The organism is Serratia ureilytica, from assembly GCF_013375155.1.
In the GTDB taxonomy this organism is placed as follows: Bacteria; Pseudomonadota; Gammaproteobacteria; order Enterobacterales; family Enterobacteriaceae; genus Serratia; species Serratia ureilytica.
The window spans coordinates 87,680-105,803 of sequence record NZ_JABXOF010000004.1 but is presented as its reverse complement, the minus strand read 5'-3'; the positions used below and the strand labels follow the sequence as shown (position 1 = coordinate 105,803).

Below are 18,124 nucleotides of genomic sequence, written 5' to 3'. Positions count from 1 at the left end.
AAAAGCCCTCTTGCGAGGGCTTTCTGATCGTCTATCCCGCCGACTTACGCCTGTCCGAGATCGCGCAACGCCAGATTGAAGTGCTGGCCCAGCTCACGCCGGTGAACCGGATGCTCCATCATCGACACATGGTCGCCGTTGACCTGGCTGACGCGGACGGTCGCCGGCGGCAACAGCCTATCCCATCCCAGCGCGGAAGCGTCTTCGCGGCAATATCCCGCCTGCTTGATCTTCTGCCAGTACACCTGGAACTGCTCGTTCTGCGAATTGGCGGAAACCTGCTCCTGCTTCGCCTTGAACAGATGGATCTTGAGCGATGCAGGCTGCACCTGAGTCGCCTCCACCAGCTTGGCGTAATGGTGTCGCTGTTGCCAGAGGGCCGCCTCGTCGGCCACTTCCGCACGCTGAGTCTTGATCCCGGCGCGTTGCACGGCCGCTATCGCCTCCGGTAGCGGCAGCTCGGCCAACTGCTGACAGAACTGCGGATCCGGCCTCTCCTGCGTGGATTCCACCCAGTTCAGCAACAGCTGGACCGGGCTGTGCATCGCCTCCACCGGCCGCAACGTGTCAATCAGCCCCAGGAAAGCGACCGCTTCCCCGCTCGATTGCAGTTGCTCGGCGATGGCATAGGCCAACACCCCGCCGGAAGAGTACCCCGCCAGATGGTAGGGCCCCTGCGGCTGCACTTCGCGAATCAACGCCACGGCGCTGGCGGCCATGTCGCTCATGGTCGCCGGCTTCTCCTCCACCGCCGGCCACGGCACAGCGTAGACCGGGAAGCTTTCATCGATCTCCTTGGCCAATTCAAATACATAAGAGTGATCGCCAAAGCCGGTCGGGACGAAGAACAGCGGCGGTCGGCTGCCGCTGCTGCGAGCCGGCACCGCTTTGCACAGCGGAGCCTCGGCGGTGCGACGATCGATCCGTTCGGCCAATTCGGCCAAGATCGGATGGTTGAAGATCGCCTGTACCGGCAAGGTGATGCCTTGCTGACGCAGTTGGCTGGAGAGACGCACCGCCAGCAGTGAATGGCCGCCGAGCTCGAAGAAATTGTCGTGGCGTCCTATCTGGCCAATCTCGAGCAGCTCGCACCATGCCCGCGCCAGCGTCGTTTCGGTCTCACCCTGAGGCGCCGCATACTCCCGAGCGCCGACTGCCGCACACTCCGGCTCCGGCAAGGCGCGCCGATCCAACTTACCGTTGGCGGTCAACGGCAGCGCATCCAGCCAGACATAAGCCGACGGCACCATGTACTCCGGCAACCGTTCGCTCAAATAGGCCCGCAACTGCCCTTGCAGCGCGCTGCGTTCCCCCTCGGCCGCCGGTACGATCCAGGCGACCAGACGCGGGTGGTGCTCCGTCGAACAAACCTGCACCACCGCTTCCCGCACCCACGGGCTCGCTGCCAGCTGCACCTCGATCTCGCCCGGTTCGATGCGGAACCCGCGCAACTTGACCTGCTGGTCGCACCGCCCTTGGTATTCAAGACAGCCGTCCGGCAGATAACGCGCCAGATCGCCGGTACGATACATGCGGCCGCCGCCGACCGGGTTGAACGGATCGCTCAGGAAACGCTGCGCCGTCAGTTCCGGCCGGTTCAGGTATCCCAACGCCACCCCCACGCCGCCGATGTGCAGTTCTCCTATCGCCCCCATCGGCACCGGGCGCCCACGGGCGTCCAACAAGTACGCGCGGGTATTGCCGATCGGTTTACCAATCGGCAAACGCGCCTCCCCTTCGGCCCGCTCGATACGCGCCGTGGTCGCAAAGGTCGTGGTCTCCGTCGGCCCATAGGCATGGATCAGTTGCACCGGCCCTTGTTCTTGCAGCAACCGCGCATAAGCGCCCGGATCCTCTTTCTCCCCCCCGCTGATCAGATATTTCAGCTGCGCCAGCGCGCCGCTGATGCTGTGCACATACTGATTGAACAACGCGGTGGTCAAGAACAGCGTGGTGATGCGATGACGCTGCAGTTCGGCCGCCAGACGTTCGGCTTCCATCATGACCTCCGGCGCTATCACCACCAGCGCACCGCCGTTCAGCAGGGCCGCCCACACCTCCATCGTGCTGGCGTCAAACGCCGGGTTGGCGGCAAAGGCAACGCGGTCTTCAGCGTCAAAGGCGGCGTAGCGATTGTTGCGCACCAAACGAGTAATGCCCTGGTGCGGCGTCATGACCCCTTTCGGCGTACCGGTCGAACCGGAGGTATACATGATGTAGGCCGTCGTGCCGCTCGACAATCGCAACGCCGGATTACCGTCATTGCCTTCGCAATCCTCGACCGGCAGCTGCGGAATGCCCTCATTGCCGGCGGTCTCTGCCAGCATCAGACACGCGCCGCTGTCATTGACGATCCACGCCTGACGCGCGGTCGGCAGTTGCGGATCGAGGGGCACATACGCCGCACCGGCCTTGACGATCGCCAGTTGGGCGCAAACCAGTTCGATGCTGCGCGTCAGCCGCACCGCGACCCGATCGCCCGGTTGTACGCCGCGCTCAATCAGCCGGTGCGCCAACCGGTTAGCGCGCGCATTCAACTGCGCGTAACTGAGCTGCCGCGCCCCCTGGATCACGGCGACGGCCTGTGGCGTCAACTGCGCCTGTTGTTCAAACAGTTCGTGCACGCAGGTATCCGCCGGGTAAGGTTCCGTCGTATGATTCCAGCTGCACAGCTGCAGCGCATACTCCTCATCCGGCATCACGTCCAGTTCGCAGATCGGTGTCTGCGGCGCCTCTTCCAGCGCCTGCGCCAAGGCGCTCAACGCCTGCGCCATGTAACCGCACACGCGCTGCGCTTCAATCGGCTGTCTGACCTGTGCCGTCAGGCCCAACGAATCGCCGCCGTCCTCGACCGACAACACGAACGGATAGTTGGTGCGTTCCTGGCTATCCAACAGCGTCACGCCGGCCGGCAAGGCAGTCTCCTCGCCGCTGTTATGCCGATAGTTCAGTAGGGCGCTGAACAGCGGCGTGCCCGCGGCGACGCCGCTGCAGCGCTGCGCCAAGGCCAGCGGCGCATGCTCATGGGCCAGCAGTCCGCTCAGCCGGATATGCGCCTGCAACGCCGCCGATTCTGCGCCAACCTCATTGACATCTAGCCGCAGCGGCAAGGTGTTGATAAACAGTCCGAGCGCCCGTTCCGCCCCGTCTCCGGCCTGCATGCGGCCCAGCAACACGGTGCCGAACACCACCTCATCGCGGCCGGTGGCGCGCGCCAGCACCTGCGCCCAGGCCAGATGGCACAGACTGGCCAGGCTGACGCCCATCCGTCGCGCCTGCCGCCGCAGCTGCTGATTGAGCGCATGCGGCAATGCCAGGTGCGCCGTCGAGATATCTCGCCCTTCGCCATGCACATCGCTCAGGCCGAACGGCAGCGACGGTTCATCGATATCCGCCAGCAGAGTGCGGAAGAACTGCTCGTGTTCAGCGTTGCTGACGCCGAGCCGCGCCTGCGCCACCGCGTTGCGGAACGGCGGCGCCTTGGCCAATTCGTCTCCGCGTCCGGCCAGGATCAGATTGATTTCCTCCTGCATCACCGCCAGGGTCGAGTGGTCGCCGATCAGGTGATGCCACTGCTGGAGCACACACCAACTGCCCTCCTCTTCCCGTGCAGCGACAAAGCTCAGTAACGGCGCGCGCGTCAGGTCTGGCCGTACGCGGCGCGGATCAAACAACGCCGTCAGCCGCGAACCGATATCGCCCTGCGCCGGATCGAGCCGCAGTTCTTGCAGCGACAACTCGGCCTTGCGCCACACCACCTGCACCGGCGAAGACACGCCCTGGGTGATGAACGCGGTGCGCAGAATGTCATGGCGGTCGATCACCTGCTGCATCGCCGCCAGCCAGGCATCCAGACGCGCACGGCTGTCGAAACGCAGCACCGCGGACAGCTGGTACGGATCGCCCTGCTCCGCCAGCAGATGGTGGAACAAAATCCCCTCCTGCAGCGGCGACAAAGCGTAGATGTCCTGTACGTTGGCCACACCGCCCGGCACCTGCGCCACCACCGCGTCGATCTCCGGCTGGCTCAGCGCCGCCAGCGGCAACATCTCCGGCGTAATGGAAGCGCAACCCGGTTGGATACCGTTGGCCGGCACGCTCACCTCTTGCTGCGTGACCAATGTCTGCGCCAACGTCGACAGCGTCGGCGCGGTGAACAGCGTTTGTACCCCGGCGCTCAACCCCACACGGCGCAGCTGCGCCATCAGTTTGACCGCCAGCAACGAATGGCCACCCAGTTCGAAGAAGTTATCGTGACGTCCTACACGCTCAATGCCCAGCAACTCGCGCCAGATCCCCGCCAGCAGCGTTTCCAGCTCGCCTTCCGGTTCGGCGTAAACCTCACGCACGTAGGCGTCCTCTTGCGGCTCAGGCAGCGCGCGCCGATCCAACTTGCCGTTCGGCGTCAGCGGCAGCGTATCCAGCGCAACCCAGGCCGTCGGCAGCATAAACTCCGGCAACATGCCCGCCAGATACTGCCGCAGCGTCACCGCCAACGTCTGACGGTCCGCTTCAGCCTCCGGCACCACCCACGCCACCAGCCGTTTATTGTTCGCTTCGCCGAGGACATCCACCACCGCTTCGCGCACCGCCGGATGACCAGCCACTCGCGCCTCGATTTCACCGCATTCGATGCGGAAGCCTCGAATTTTCACCTGCCGATCGTTACGGCCTTGGTAGTCGATATTGCCGTCCGGCAGGTAGCGCGCCAGGTCGCCGGTACGATAGATCCGGTCTCCGGGATTGAAGGGATCCGCCAGGAACCGTTCTGCCGTCAGTTCGGCGCGATTGAGATAACCCAATGCCACGCCGGCACCGCCGATATAGAGCTCACCGGTGGCCCCGAGCGGCACCGGCTGCAAATGCTCATCCAGCAGATAGATGTGCGTATTGCCGATCGGCCGGCCGATCGGCAGGCGTTGCCATGGCCCCACTTGTTCAACTATCGCCGCAGTGGCGATAACGGTGCCTTCCGTCGGCCCATAAGCATTGACCAGACGCACCGGCCCCGCCTCTTTCAGCATACGAGCAAAGGCGTGCGGATCCGCGGCTTCACCGCCGCTGATCAGATATTTCAGCTGCGCCAACGTCGCGGCGATGCTATGGACATATTGGTTAAACAACGACGTGGTCAGGAACAAGACGTTAATCTCTTGCCGCACCAGCGCTGCCGCCAACGCATCGGCATCCGTCAACACCTCCGGCGCAATGATCGCCAGACTGGCGCCATTGAGCAACGCGCCCCACATTTCCAACGTGCTGGCGTCGAATGCCGGATTAGCGGCGAAAGCAAAGCGATCGCCGCGTTCGAACGCCGCAAACCGATTGTTAATCGCCAGTCGGAGGATGCCTTGATGCGTCACCATCACGCCTTTAGGCGTGCCGGTCGAGCCCGAGGTATACATGATGTAAGCCGGTGCGTCGCCGGCGCGAGCCACCGCCGGATCGTGGGTCGGATCCTGCCGCAGACGATCGATACGCAGACATTCGATCTCGCCGGCTATCTCGCGATCGAGATCGCGATCGCACAGGATCAACGTCGTTCCGCTGTCGCCGATGATCCACGCCTGCCGCGCAACAGGCAGGTGCGGATCGAGCGGCACATAAGCGGCGCCCGCCTTGAGGATCGCCAACTGGGCAATGACCAGAGAGAAACTGCGTTCGAGCGACGTGGCCACGCGGTCGCCGGGGCGTACACCCTGTCCGATAAGTTGGTGTGCCAGTTGGTTAGCGCGGGCGTTCAATTGCGCGTAGCTAAGGCTGTCCGCCTCGTTTACCAACGCGATGGCATCCGGCGTACGCCGCGCCCACTGTTCAAACTGGACGTGAACAGGGTTCTGCGCCGGATAAGCTTCCGCGGTTCGGTTCCAGCCATACAACAGCAGTTCGCGCTCAGCGGCCGGCAGCAGGTCGATATGCGAAGCAGACTGCGAAGCGTTTGTCGCCATCGCCCGCAGCACCTGCACCAGATAGGCGCCGTAACGCTCGGCGGTGGCGCGATCGAACAACGCCGTGGCGAAGTTCAGCGTGCCGCTGATGCCTTCGCCGTTATCGGCCAGATCGAGCGTCAAATCATACTTGGCGATCCGGTAGCCCAACTCGGCGCTCTCGGCCTGCAGTCCAGGCAGCGGAATATTGCGCACCGAGCCGTCCTGCCAGGCCAGCATCACCTGGAACAGGGGGGTATAGCCCAGATGGCGCGGCGGGTTAACCAGCTCCACCACCTGCTCGAACGGCAGATCGCGGTTTTCCTGCGCCGCCAGCACTGTGTGGCGGATCCGTTCGAGCAGCGTCGGCAGATCCGGATCGTCGCGAAGATCGATGCGCAGCGCCAGCGTGCTGACGAAGAAACCGACCAGCGATTCGGTTTCCAGCCGGCTGCGGTTGGCCTCCGGCGTGCCGATCACCAGCTCCTGCTGTCCGGCCATGCGCGCCAGCACCAGACTCCAGGCCGCCAGCACCGTCATAAACAGCGTGCCGCCATGCTGTCGGCTGAATTGACGCAGCGCCTGCGTCAACTCGGCGTCGATCGCGATCGGCACTTCTGCGCCGCTGAAAGACTGCACCGTCGGGCGCGGCCGGTCGGTCGGCAACGTCAGCAGCGCCGGCGCATCGCTCAGCGTTTCACGCCAGTATTGCGCCTGCGCCGCCAGCCGTTCCGGCGTCAGGTAGCGACGCTGCCAGGCGGCGTAATCCGGGTATTGCAAGGTCGGCGGCGGCAGCGGATCGGCCTCGCCGCGACGGAAAGCGCCGTACAGCACGCCCAATTCGCGCAGCAGTATGCCGGTCGACCAGCCGTCGGAGACGATGTGATGGCAGGTGAGCAGGAACAGATGCTCCTCATCCGCCAGGCGGAGCAGCGCGGCGCGCACCAGCGGACCGGAACTCAGCTCGAAAGGCGCCTCCGCCAGGTGCTGCGCCAGTTGCCGCGCTCGGCTTTGGGTATCCTGCTGCCCACGCAGATCGTGAACCGTCAACGGCAGCGCGTCTGCCGGCAGAATGTGCGTCTGCGGCTGCCCCTCGACGGTGATAAACCGGCTGCGCAACGCTTCGTGACGGGCATAGAGCGCATCCAGACTCTGCCGCCAGGCAGGCAGATCCAGCTCGCCGCGCAGGCTCAGCGCCAGCGGGATATGGTAAGTTTCACTCATTCCCTCCAACTGGGTCAGGAACCACAAGCGCTGCTGAGCAAACGACAGCGGCAATGCGGCGTCGCGCGGCAGAGCTTCGATCGGCGGCAGCGCTTCACTCGTCCTTTGCAGTTGCTGCGCCACTACGTGCAGCGTCGGATTGGCGAACAGGGTCTGCAACGGCAGCTGCCATTCCATCTGTTGCAGACGGTTGGTCAGACGTACCGCCATCAGCGAGTGGCCGCCCAGTTCGAAGAAGTTGTCGTGGCGGCCAACCTGCTCCACGTTCAGCAACTCGCGCCAGATCTCCGCCAGCAGCGTTTCGCGCTCACCCTGCGGCGCTTCGTACGCCGCCTGGCTCTGTATCCCCTGCGGCTCCGGCAGCGCCCGCCGGTCCAACTTGCCGTTCGGCGACAGCGGCAACGCCGCCACCACCACCCAGGCCGACGGCACCATGTAGTCCGGCAGCACCGCGCTCACATGCTGCCGCAGCGCGCCCGCCAGCGTCTCTTCCGCCACGTCCGCCGCCGGCACCACCCACGCCACCAGCCGTTTGTCGTCGCCCACCGCGCGCGCATCCACCACCGCTTCCCGCACCGCCGGGTGCGTCGCCAGCGTCGCTTCTATCTCGCCGCATTCGATGCGGAAGCCGCGGATTTTCACCTGCTGGTCATTGCGCCCCAGGTACTCGATGTCGCCGTTCGCCAGATAGCGCGCTACGTCGCCGGTGCGGTACATGCGCCCGCCCGGCGCGAACGGATCGCTCAGGAAACGCTCCGCCGTCAAGTCGGGCCGATTCAGGTAGCCCCGCGCCACCTGCACCCCGCCGATATACAGCTCGCCCACCGCCCCGAGCGGCACCGGCTGCCCGTGCTCGTCCAGCAGATAGATGCGCGTGTTGGCGATCGGCCGACCGATCGGCACCGACACCCGGTCCGCCTCCCGCGAACAGTGCCAGGCGGTGACGTCCACCGCCGCCTCCGTCGGCCCATACAGGTTATGCAACTCCGCCTGCGGCAGCCGGCGGTAAAACTCCGCCACCAGCGCCGCCGGCAGCGCTTCCCCGCTGCACATCACCCGCACCACGTTGCCGCAGCGCGTCGCCGCCTGCTCATCTGCCAGGAAGCTTTGCAGCATCGACGGCACGAAGTGCAGCGTGGTGACGCCGTACTCTTCGATAGCGCGGCTCAGGTAGTCCGGATCCTTGTGCCCTTCCGGCTTCGCCATCACCAGGCGCGCGCCGACCATCAGCGGCCAGAAGAACTCCCACACCGAGACGTCGAAGCCGAACGGCGTTTTTTGCAGCACCGTGTCCGCCGCCGTCAGGCCGTAGGCCTCCTGCATCCACACCAGCCGGTTGACCACCCCGCAGTGTTCGTTCATCGCGCCCTTCGGTTTACCGGTCGAGCCCGAGGTGTAAATCACGTACGCCAGGTGCGACGCCTGCGCGCGCGGCGCCGGGTTCTCGGCACTCAGCGTCTCCGGCAACGCGGCCTCCAGCGCCAGCTGCGGCGTCGCGGGTTCGCCCAGCGCCGCCCGGCCGGCGGCGTCCGCCAGCAGCAGCACCGGGTCGGCGTCCTGCAGGATGTACTGCAGGCGCTCGCCCGGATAGGCCGGATCCAACGGCACATAGGCGCCGCCGGCCTTGAGGATGCCGAACAGCGCCGTCACCATGTTCAGGCCGCGTTCGGCGCACACCGCCACCCGGCTGTCCGGGCCGACGCCGCGCGCTATCAGCGCGTGCGCCAGCCGGTTGGCGCGGGCGTTCAACCGGGCGTAGCTCAGGCTTTCCGCCCCGCTCACCAGCGCGATGGCATCCGGTGTGCGGCGCACCTGCCGCTCGAACAGCGCCGCCAGCGTCTGATCCAGCGGGTAGTCACGCTCGGTGCGGTTCCAGCCATGCAGCAGCAGCTCGCGTTCCGCTTCCGGCACCACCGCCAGTGAACACACCGGCGTATCCGGCGCCTGCTCCAGTGCTTGCGCCAGTGAGTCCAGCGCCTGCACCATATAGTCACATACGCGCTGCGCATCGATCGCCTCGGTTACCTGCGCCGTAATGCCCAGCGAATCGCCGCCGTCCTCCACCGACAAGACGAACGGATAGTTGGTGCGCTCTTCGGCGCTCAGCAGGCTGACGCCTTCGGGCAGCGACACTGCCTCGCCGTTGTTATGGCGATAGTTGAGCAAGGCACTGAACAGCGGCGCCCCAGGGCTGACGCCGCTGCAGCGCTGCGCCAATGCCAGCGGCGCATGTTCATGCGCCAGCAGCCCGCTCAGCCGCACGTGTGCCTCTCTTGCCGCCGCCTCCGCGCCTCGCCGATCGATGTCCAGGCGCAGTGGCAATGTGTTGATAAACAACCCCAATGCCCGTTCCGCGCCTTCGCCGCCCTGCAGGCGACCCAGCAATACGGTGCCGAACACGACCGCGTCTCGCCCGCTGACGCGCGCCAGCACCTGCGCCCAGGCCAGATGGCACAGGCTGGCCAGGCTGACGCCCAGCCGCCGCGCCTGACGTCGCAATCGCAGATTCAGCGCCGAAGAGAGCGCCTGGTAGCGGCTGACGATCTGCCGTCCCTCGCCATGCACATCACTCAAGCCGAACGGCAGGACCGGCTCGCTGATATCCGCCAACATGTCGCGGAAGAAACGTTCATGCTCTGCTTCGCTGAGCGTCAGGCGCGCCTGCGCCACCGCATTGCGGAACGGCTGGGCGGCGCCAAGCCGTGCGCCGCGACCGGCGAGGATTTCGCTGACCTCTTGCTCCATAAAGGCCAGCGTGGAGTGATCGCCAATCAGATGATGCCACTGCTGCAAGGCGCACCACCGGCCATCCTCCTCTTGCGCGACGGTAAAGTTGAGCAGCGGCGCACGGGTCAGATCCTGTCGCTGATGCAGCGGATCAAAACCGGCCGCCAACTGTTGCCAAACCGGGCCGTCGGCCAGATCGAAACGCCGCTCGCTCAGTGCCAGTTCGGCCTTGCGCCACACCACCTGCACCGGCGAAGACACGCCCTGCGTGATGAACGCGGTGCGCAGAATGTCATGGCGATCGATCACCTGCTGCATCGCCGCCAGCCAGGCATCCAGGCGCGCGCGGCTGTCGAAACGCAACACCGCGGACAGCTGGTACGGATCGCCCTGCTCCGCCAGCAGATGGTGGAACAAAATCCCCTCCTGCAGCGGCGACAAAGCGTAGATGTCCTGTACGTTAGCCACGCCGCCCGGCACCTGCGCCACCACCGCGTCGATCTCCGGCTGGCTCAGCGTCGCCAGCGGCAACATCTCCGGCGTAATGGCGGCGCAACCCGGCAAGATGCGGTTTTCCGGTATGTCGATTTCCCCTTGCGCGCTCACCGCCTGCGCCAGCGCCGCCAGCGTCGGCGTTGAGAACAGCGTCTGCACGTTCGCCGCCAAACCGGCACGCCGCAGTTGAGCCATCAACTTCACCGCCAGCAGCGAGTGGCCGCCCAGTTCGAAGAAGTTGTCGTGGCGGCCAACCTGCTCCACGTTCAGCAACTCGCGCCAGATCTCCGCCAGCAGCGTTTCGCGCTCACCCTGCGGCGCTTCGTACGCCGCCTGGCTCTGCATCCCCTGCGGCTCCGGCAGCGCCCGCCGGTCCAACTTGCCGTTCGGCGACAGCGGCAACGCCGCCACCACCACCCAGGCCGACGGCACCATGTAGTCCGGCAGCGCCGCGCTCACATGCTGCCGCAGCGCGCCCGCCAGCGTCTCTTCCGCCACGTCCGCCGCCGGCACCACCCACGCCACCAGCCGTTTGTCGTCGCCCACCGCGCGCGCATCCACCACCGCTTCCCGCACCGCCGGGTGCGTCGCCAGCGTCGCTTCTATCTCGCCGCATTCGATGCGGAAGCCGCGGATTTTCACCTGCTGGTCATTGCGCCCCAGGTACTCGATGTCACCGTTCGCCAGATAGCGCGCTACGTCGCCGGTGCGGTACATGCGCCCGCCCGGCGCGAACGGATCGCTCAGGAAACGCTCCGCCGTCAAGTCGGGCCGATTCAGGTAGCCCCGCGCCACCTGCACCCCGCCGATATACAGCTCGCCCACCGCCCCCAGCGGCACCGGCTGCCCGTGCTCGTCCAGCAGATAGATGCGCGTGTTGGCGATCGGCCGACCGATCGGCACCGACACCCGGTCCGCCTCCCGCGAACAGTGCCAGGCGGTGACGTCCACCGCCGCCTCCGTCGGCCCATACAGGTTATGCAACTCCGCCTGCGGCAGCCGGCGGTAAAACTCCGCCACCAGCGCCGCCGGCAGCGCTTCCCCGCTGCACATCACCCGCACCACGTTGCCACAGCGCGTCGCCGCCTGCTCATCTGCCAGGAAGCTTTGCAACATCGACGGCACGAAGTGCAGCGTGGTGACGCCGTACTGTTCGATAGCGCGGCTCAGGTAGTCCGGATCCTTGTGCCCTTCCGGCTTCGCCATCACCAGGCGCGCGCCGACCATCAGCGGCCAGAAGAACTCCCACACCGAGACGTCGAAGCCGAACGGCGTTTTTTGCAGCACCGTGTCCGCCGCCGTCAGGCCGTAGGCCTCCTGCATCCACACCAGCCGGTTGACCACCCCGCGGTGTTCGTTCATCGCGCCCTTCGGTTTACCGGTCGAACCCGAGGTGTAAATCACGTACGCCAGGTGCGACGCCTGCGCGCGCGGCGCCGGGTTCTCGGCACTCAGCGTCTCCGGCAACGCGGCCTCCAGCGCCAGCTGCGGCGTCGCGGGTTCGCCCAGCGCCGCCCGGCCGGCGGCGTCCGCCAGCAGCAGCACCGGGTCGGCATCCTGCAGGATGTACTGCAGGCGCTCGCCCGGATAGGCCGGATCCAACGGCACATAGGCGCCGCCGGCCTTGAGGATGCCGAACAGCGCCGTCACCATGTTCAGGCCGCGTTCGGCGCACACCGCCACCCGGCTGTCCGGGCCCACGCCGCGCGCAATCAGCGCGTGCGCCAGCCGGTTGGCGCGGGCGTTCAACCGGGCGTAGCTCAGGCTTTCCGCGCCGCTCACCAGCGCGATGGCATCCGGCGTGCGGCGCACCTGCCGCTCGAACAGCGCCGCCAGCGTCTGATCCAGCGGGTAATCACGCTCGGTGCGGTTCCAGCCATGCAGCAGATGCTCCCGTTCGGCGAGCGGCAGCAAATCGATATGGGATACCGATCGCGGGTTATTCAGCGTCATCGCCCGCAGCGCCTGTACCAGGTAAACGCCGTAACGCTCGGCGGTGGCGCGATCGAACAACGCCGTGGCGAAATTCAGCGTGCCGCTGATGCCTTCGCCGGTATCGGCCAGATCGAGCGTCAGATCGAACTTCGCCGCGCTGTATTCCAGCCCGGCCAATTCGGCCTGCAGCCCAGGCAGCGGAATATCGCGCACCGAGCCGTCCTGCCAGGCCAGCATCACCTGGAACAGCGGGGTATAGCCCAGATGGCGCGGCGGGTTGACCAGCTCCACCACCTGCTCGAACGGCAGATCGCGGTTTTCCTGCGCCGCCAGCACCGTGTGGCGGACCCGTTCGAGCAGCGTCGGCAGATCCGGATCGTCGCGAAGATCGATGCGCAGCGCCAGCGTGCTGACGAAGAAACCGACCAGCGATTCGGTTTCCAGCCGGCCGCGGTTGGCCTCCGGCGTGCCGATCACCAGCTCCTGCTGTCCGGCCATGCGCGCCAGCACCAGGCTCCAGGCCGCCAGCACCGTCATAAACAGCGTGCCGCCATGCTGTCGGCTGAATTGACGCAGCGCCTGCGTCAACTCGGCGTCGATCGCGATCGGCACTTCTGCGCCGCTGAAAGACTGTACCGTCGGACGCGGCCGGTCGGTCGGCAACGTCAGCAGCGCCGGCGCATCGCTCAGCGTTTCACGCCAGTATTGCGCCTGCGCCGCCAGCCGTTCCGGCGTCAGGTAGCGACGCTGCCAGGCGGCGTAATCCGGGTATTGCAAGGTCAGCGGCGGCAGCGGATCGGCCTCGCCTCGACGGAAAGCGCCGTACAGCGCGCCCAATTCGCGCAGCAGTATGCCGGTAGACCAGCCGTCGGAGACGATGTGATGGCAGGTGAGCAGGAACAGATGCTCCTCATCCGCCAGGCGGAGCAGCGCGGCGCGCACCAGCGGCCCCTGCGTCAAATCGAACGATTGAGTGGCCGCCTGACGACACAGCGTTTCAGCCTGCGCGGGGTGACGTCGCAGATCGTGGAACGCAAGCGGTAACCCGTTTGCCGGCAAAATCTGTACCTGTGGCCGATCTTCCCGGGTGATGAACCGGCTGCGCAGCGATTCGTGGCGCGCATAGAGCGCGTCCAGCCCCTGTTGCAACGCCTGCCGGTCCAACCGACCGCGCAGCCGCAACGCCAGCGGGATATGGTAGGTTTCGCTCATCCCCTCCAACTGGGTCAGGAACCACAGACGCTGCTGAGCAAACGACAGCGGCAATTCCCCATCGCGCGCCACCGGCAGCATCGGGATCGATTCCTGCGTCGGCGCAACCTGCAGCGCCTGGGCCAACACGTGCAACACCGGACTGGCGAACAGCGCCTGCAACGGCAGCTGCCATCCGGCCTGTTGCACGCGGTTCGCCAGGCGCACCGCCATCAGCGAATGCCCGCCCAGTTCGAAGAAGTGGTCGTAACGGCCAATCCGTTCTACGCCCAACAGCTCATGCCAGATAGCCGCCAACAGATTTTCTGCCTCGCCCTGCGGCGGCGCATAGGCCTCGCGCGCACAGGCGTCGACCTGCGGCACCGGCAGGGCGCGCTTGTCCAATTTGCCGTTGCCGGTCAGCGGCAACGCCTCCAGCCAAACGTAAGCCGCCGGCACCATATAGTCCGGCAACCGCGCCTGCAGATGCCGGCGCAATTCGGTCGCCAGCGTAGCGCGTTCCGTCTCCGGCGCCGGAACCACCCACGCCACCAGTCGCTTATTCCCGTCGCCATCGTCGATAGCGTCCACGGCTACGCTGCGCACGCGCGGATCGGCGCTCAGCTGCGCTTCCACCTCACCGCACTCGATGCGGAAGCCGCGGATTTTCACCTGCTGGTCGTTGCGCCCCAGGTATTCGATATCCCCCCCCGGCAGATAGCGCGCCAGATCGCCGGTGCGATACATGCGCGCACCCGGCGCCCGGTTGAAAGGGTCTTCGAGAAAACGTTCCGCCGTCAATTCGGGCCGGTTCAGGTACCCTCGCGCCACCCCTTCACCGCCGACGTACAGTTCGCCGATCGCCCCCATCGGCACCGGTTCGCCATCGCCGCCAAGCAGATACAGCCGCAAATCCGGAATACGGCAGCCGATCGGGCTGGCGACGATCGCCGTATCCTGCGCCGACAGCGGCCGGTACGTCACGTGCACCGTGGTTTCGGTGATGCCGTACATGTTGACCAATCGCGTCTGCCGGTTCTCTGGACGAGCAAACCACGGCGCGAGATCGGAAGGCTTCAGCATTTCACCACCGAACACGATCTCGCGCAGCTGATGGCGCGCTTCGCTGTGTGCCTGAGCCTGGATAAAGGCTTTGAAGGCGCTCGGCGTCTGATTCAGTACCGTGATGCCGCTGCGGCAGACGAAATGATAAAAGTCCGGCGCCGAACGGGCGATCTCCTGCGGTACGATGAACAGCTGGCCGCCATACAACCAGGCGCCCCAGATCTCCCAAACCGAAAAGTCGAAGGCGAATGAGTGGAACAGGCACCACTTGTCGGCGGCGCTGAAGTTAAACCAGGCGTTGGTGGCGCTGAACAAGCGCGCGACCTGGCGATGCTCCACCATGACCCCTTTCGGTTTGCCGGTCGAACCGGAGGTGTAAATCACATACGCCAGGTGTGATGGCCGCACCTCGACGTCCTGCAGATCGTCGCTTTTCCCCGTCAACGGCTGTTCCAGCGCCAATACCGGCACCTCGCAGCCGCCCAGCGCTTGCCTGCCAAGTTCATCCGCCAACAGCAGCACCGGCGCGGAGTCCGCCAGGATGTACTGTAGCCGCTCTCCGCTATAGGCGGGATCCAACGGCACATAGGCGCCGCCGGCTTTGAGGATCCCCAGCAACCCGGCCAGCATCGGCAGACCGCGTCCGGCGCACAGCGCCACCAGACTGTCCGGTTGTACGCCAAGCTCTACCAGCCGATGGGCCCATCGGTTCGCCCAGGTATTCAATTCAGCGTAAGTCAGGCTGTCGTCGCCGTATGTCATCGCCGTCGCATCTGGCGTGCGTTTGACCTGCGCTTCGAACAGCCGATGCAGACACGCCGCCGGCGAGTGCGAAGCAACGGTGTGATTGAGGCTCTGCAGCAACTGCGTGCGTTCTTCTTCGGAAACCAGATTGAGTTCGCCGATGGTGCGACGATGAGAGCCCGCTCTCACCGCGTCGTTGAGCAGCATCAGCAGATGTTGCGTCGCACGCAACATCTGTTCGTCAGCCACTGAGGCGGCGTCGTATACCCAACGGAAGGCGCCGTCAGCCTTGCAGATTTGCAATACCGCGCGCGAGCCGGAAGCCATGATGGCAGCCACGCCCTCGTCTTCAGGCTGCAACCCTGTCTCTGAACGCCGGCTGACGATCGATACCGCCGTCGGCCAAGCTTGGGGCGCCCGCAGATCCGCATCGCCCGTCAGCAACGCGGGATGATAATCAGCATGAGCGCGCAACCGGCCGTATTCTTGTTCCAGCGCGGCCAATGCCTGCTGGAAATTGTAGGAGTGATCAACTGAGACCTGCAGCGGCAGCACGCGCGCGCTCAGGTGAGCCCAACGTCCCCAATCCCGATCGTTCGACGTAATCCAACCCAGCTGAAAATCGGTTTCATTACACATGCGCGCCAGATAGAGGGTTGCTGCCGCCAGCACCTGCTCGCCGGCAATCTTTTCCAGGCGCTGCCAGGCCGTGGCCTGCCAGCGTGCGGGAAGGTCCGCCCGGCGGTCAGGCCCTGGCGGGAACGGCGCCGGATAAAAGCGTGTCAGACGCGGTTGCCAGAAAGCGGCGCTGTCAGCGCTGGCGCCATACGCCGCGCCTAACAGCGAAGCTTCAGCATCGCTAAGCGTCGGCAAGACCGAGCCGACAAACAGGCCGCAGGCCTGCGCCAGCGCATCACCCGGCTGAATCGAGTCGTCGGCGCGCAAGAACGGCCCGACGCGCACCACGCCGGGATGCGCGGCGATCTCCCAGCCGTCGGTCTCGATGCGCAGCAGGGTGCCGGGTTCGGCCTGGCGTTCATCGCTCACCGCCAGCAGCGTCGTCACGCCCAGCACGCGCTCCGCCAACAGTATCTTCGTCGCGCATCCCGCGCCATGGCTCAGCGAGCTCACCAGGCGCTGCAGCGCCTGAGCCGGGCGATCCCAACGGATGATGCCGCCGGCAGGCGGTTGCCGCCGGTTGGCGTAAAAGCTGCCGCCGGCCTCGGCATCCGCCAACGTCGCCACTTGCCGATCCAACGCTTCGATCGTTCCCGTCGTTGAAGCGTTCAGCGCGCGTAAAATGAACTGGAAACGACGCTGCAAAACATCCAGATCGTCTAATGAATTTGCATAGGCGGCGTCAGAAAAAGTGACGTCCAGTTCATTCGCCTGCTGGTCTTCATACAGCATAATCTGTAGATCGCCGGACGGAATATTGCCACCGTAATACCAACGGGTGCGGCATCCCCAGAAAGGATCGCCGTGGTCGAAAGAAACGATGTTAATTGAAGGGCCAAACCAGGCGGAATCCGTCGCGCCATTATCACGCCGAATATCCTCCCCGCGATATAATTGATGGCGAACCACTTTCGCTATTTCAGCCGCCACTTTCTGGATAAATTCAGCCAGACTTAGTTGAGGTTCAACCTTAATAATCAAAGGGACAACGTTAGAGGTCATACCAATACTGTTTCGTTCCCTTGTCCCGGTCACCGGCATGCTGAAATTAAGATATTCGCTGCCGGTTAAGCTGTAGAAACATAATGCTACGGCGGCGGCCAATATATGCGCACGGTGTACGCCGATATTGTCGGCCTGCCGCTGCAGCCGATCCAGGGCGTCTTTTTCCAGCAGCTGCGTGTTGTGGTGCATCGCAGCGTCTGGCGTCAATACGGCCCTGCGTGACAAGCTCTGCGGCGCGGCGGCGGTGTATTCCCGCCAAAACGCCTGATCGGAAGAAAAGCGCGAAGAGTCGCGGTACTTGATGTCGTTTTCATACAGCAGAGAGAAATTGCAGTTGGCGAATTCAGGGATGACGCCGCCGGACGCCAGCGCGTTATAGTAAGCCGCGATGCGCCGCATCACTTCCTCAGCGCTGCGGCCGTCGGTGATCATATGGTGGAAACGGCGATAGAGGATGTAGCGCTGTGGTGCGAGCGTAATGACATAAAAACTAAAAGGTTCTTCTCCCGTAGCGCGGCGCGGCAGCGCCGAATCCGCCACCATCCAACGTCTGGCCGCCTGCAGAGGATCGGGCTCCTTGCTGAGATCGAGCGTGAACAGCGGCTCATGTGTACGTGGCGCGCGGTATTGATAAAGCTCACCGTCTTTTTCCACAAAATGCGCTTGCAGAGCCGGCGTTTCTTCGACGATGGCGTCGATGGCTTGCCGCAGCAGTTTAACGTTGAGCGGCCCGTCGACCTGTCCGTAGCCCCAGATATTGAACGACAAATCTTTGGAGATGTTTTCCCCCAGCCAGAGTTCACGCTGGGCGGTTGTTATTTCATGCAGCTCAACTTTCTCCGTTGCGGCCTGAGACCCTGCACGGAATTCCCCACTCTTCACATCAGTTTGTTTGTTCATAATATTCTCTAGCACGTTTTCATTACGTTAATGAAATAGACCGTCAGGATTTAGGCAAAGACTGGCCGCCCGACAGTTCAAGTCAGAATAAAAAAACCGTAGAAAAGCTGGGTCTCCCCCAACTAAGAAAGGATAGAATGGCTAATCCAGAGGTCCCCCCTGCGCCTCAATTTGCTGAGCTGTGAAGTATAGGAGAGGATATTTTTTTTGGCGAAACGTGCGAAAGGGAATAA

1 protein-coding gene is annotated in these 18,124 nt (G+C 64.6%); it reads right to left on the bottom strand.

Going from position 1 to position 18,124, the window contains the following annotated elements; translation table 11 throughout:
• Positions 1-44: 44 nt before the first annotated feature.
• Positions 45-17,891, bottom strand: a complete 17,847-nt coding sequence (locus HWW83_RS25775; protein ID WP_176589235.1) for a non-ribosomal peptide synthetase — start codon at positions 17,889-17,891, stop codon at positions 45-47.
• Positions 17,892-18,124: the final 233 nt, after the last annotated feature.

Excerpts from the sequence above, each read along its gene's own strand:
- HWW83_RS25775 (WP_176589235.1), bottom strand. The coding sequence starts at position 17,891 with ATGAACAAACAAACTGATGTGAAGAGTGGGGAATTCCGTGCAGGGTCT.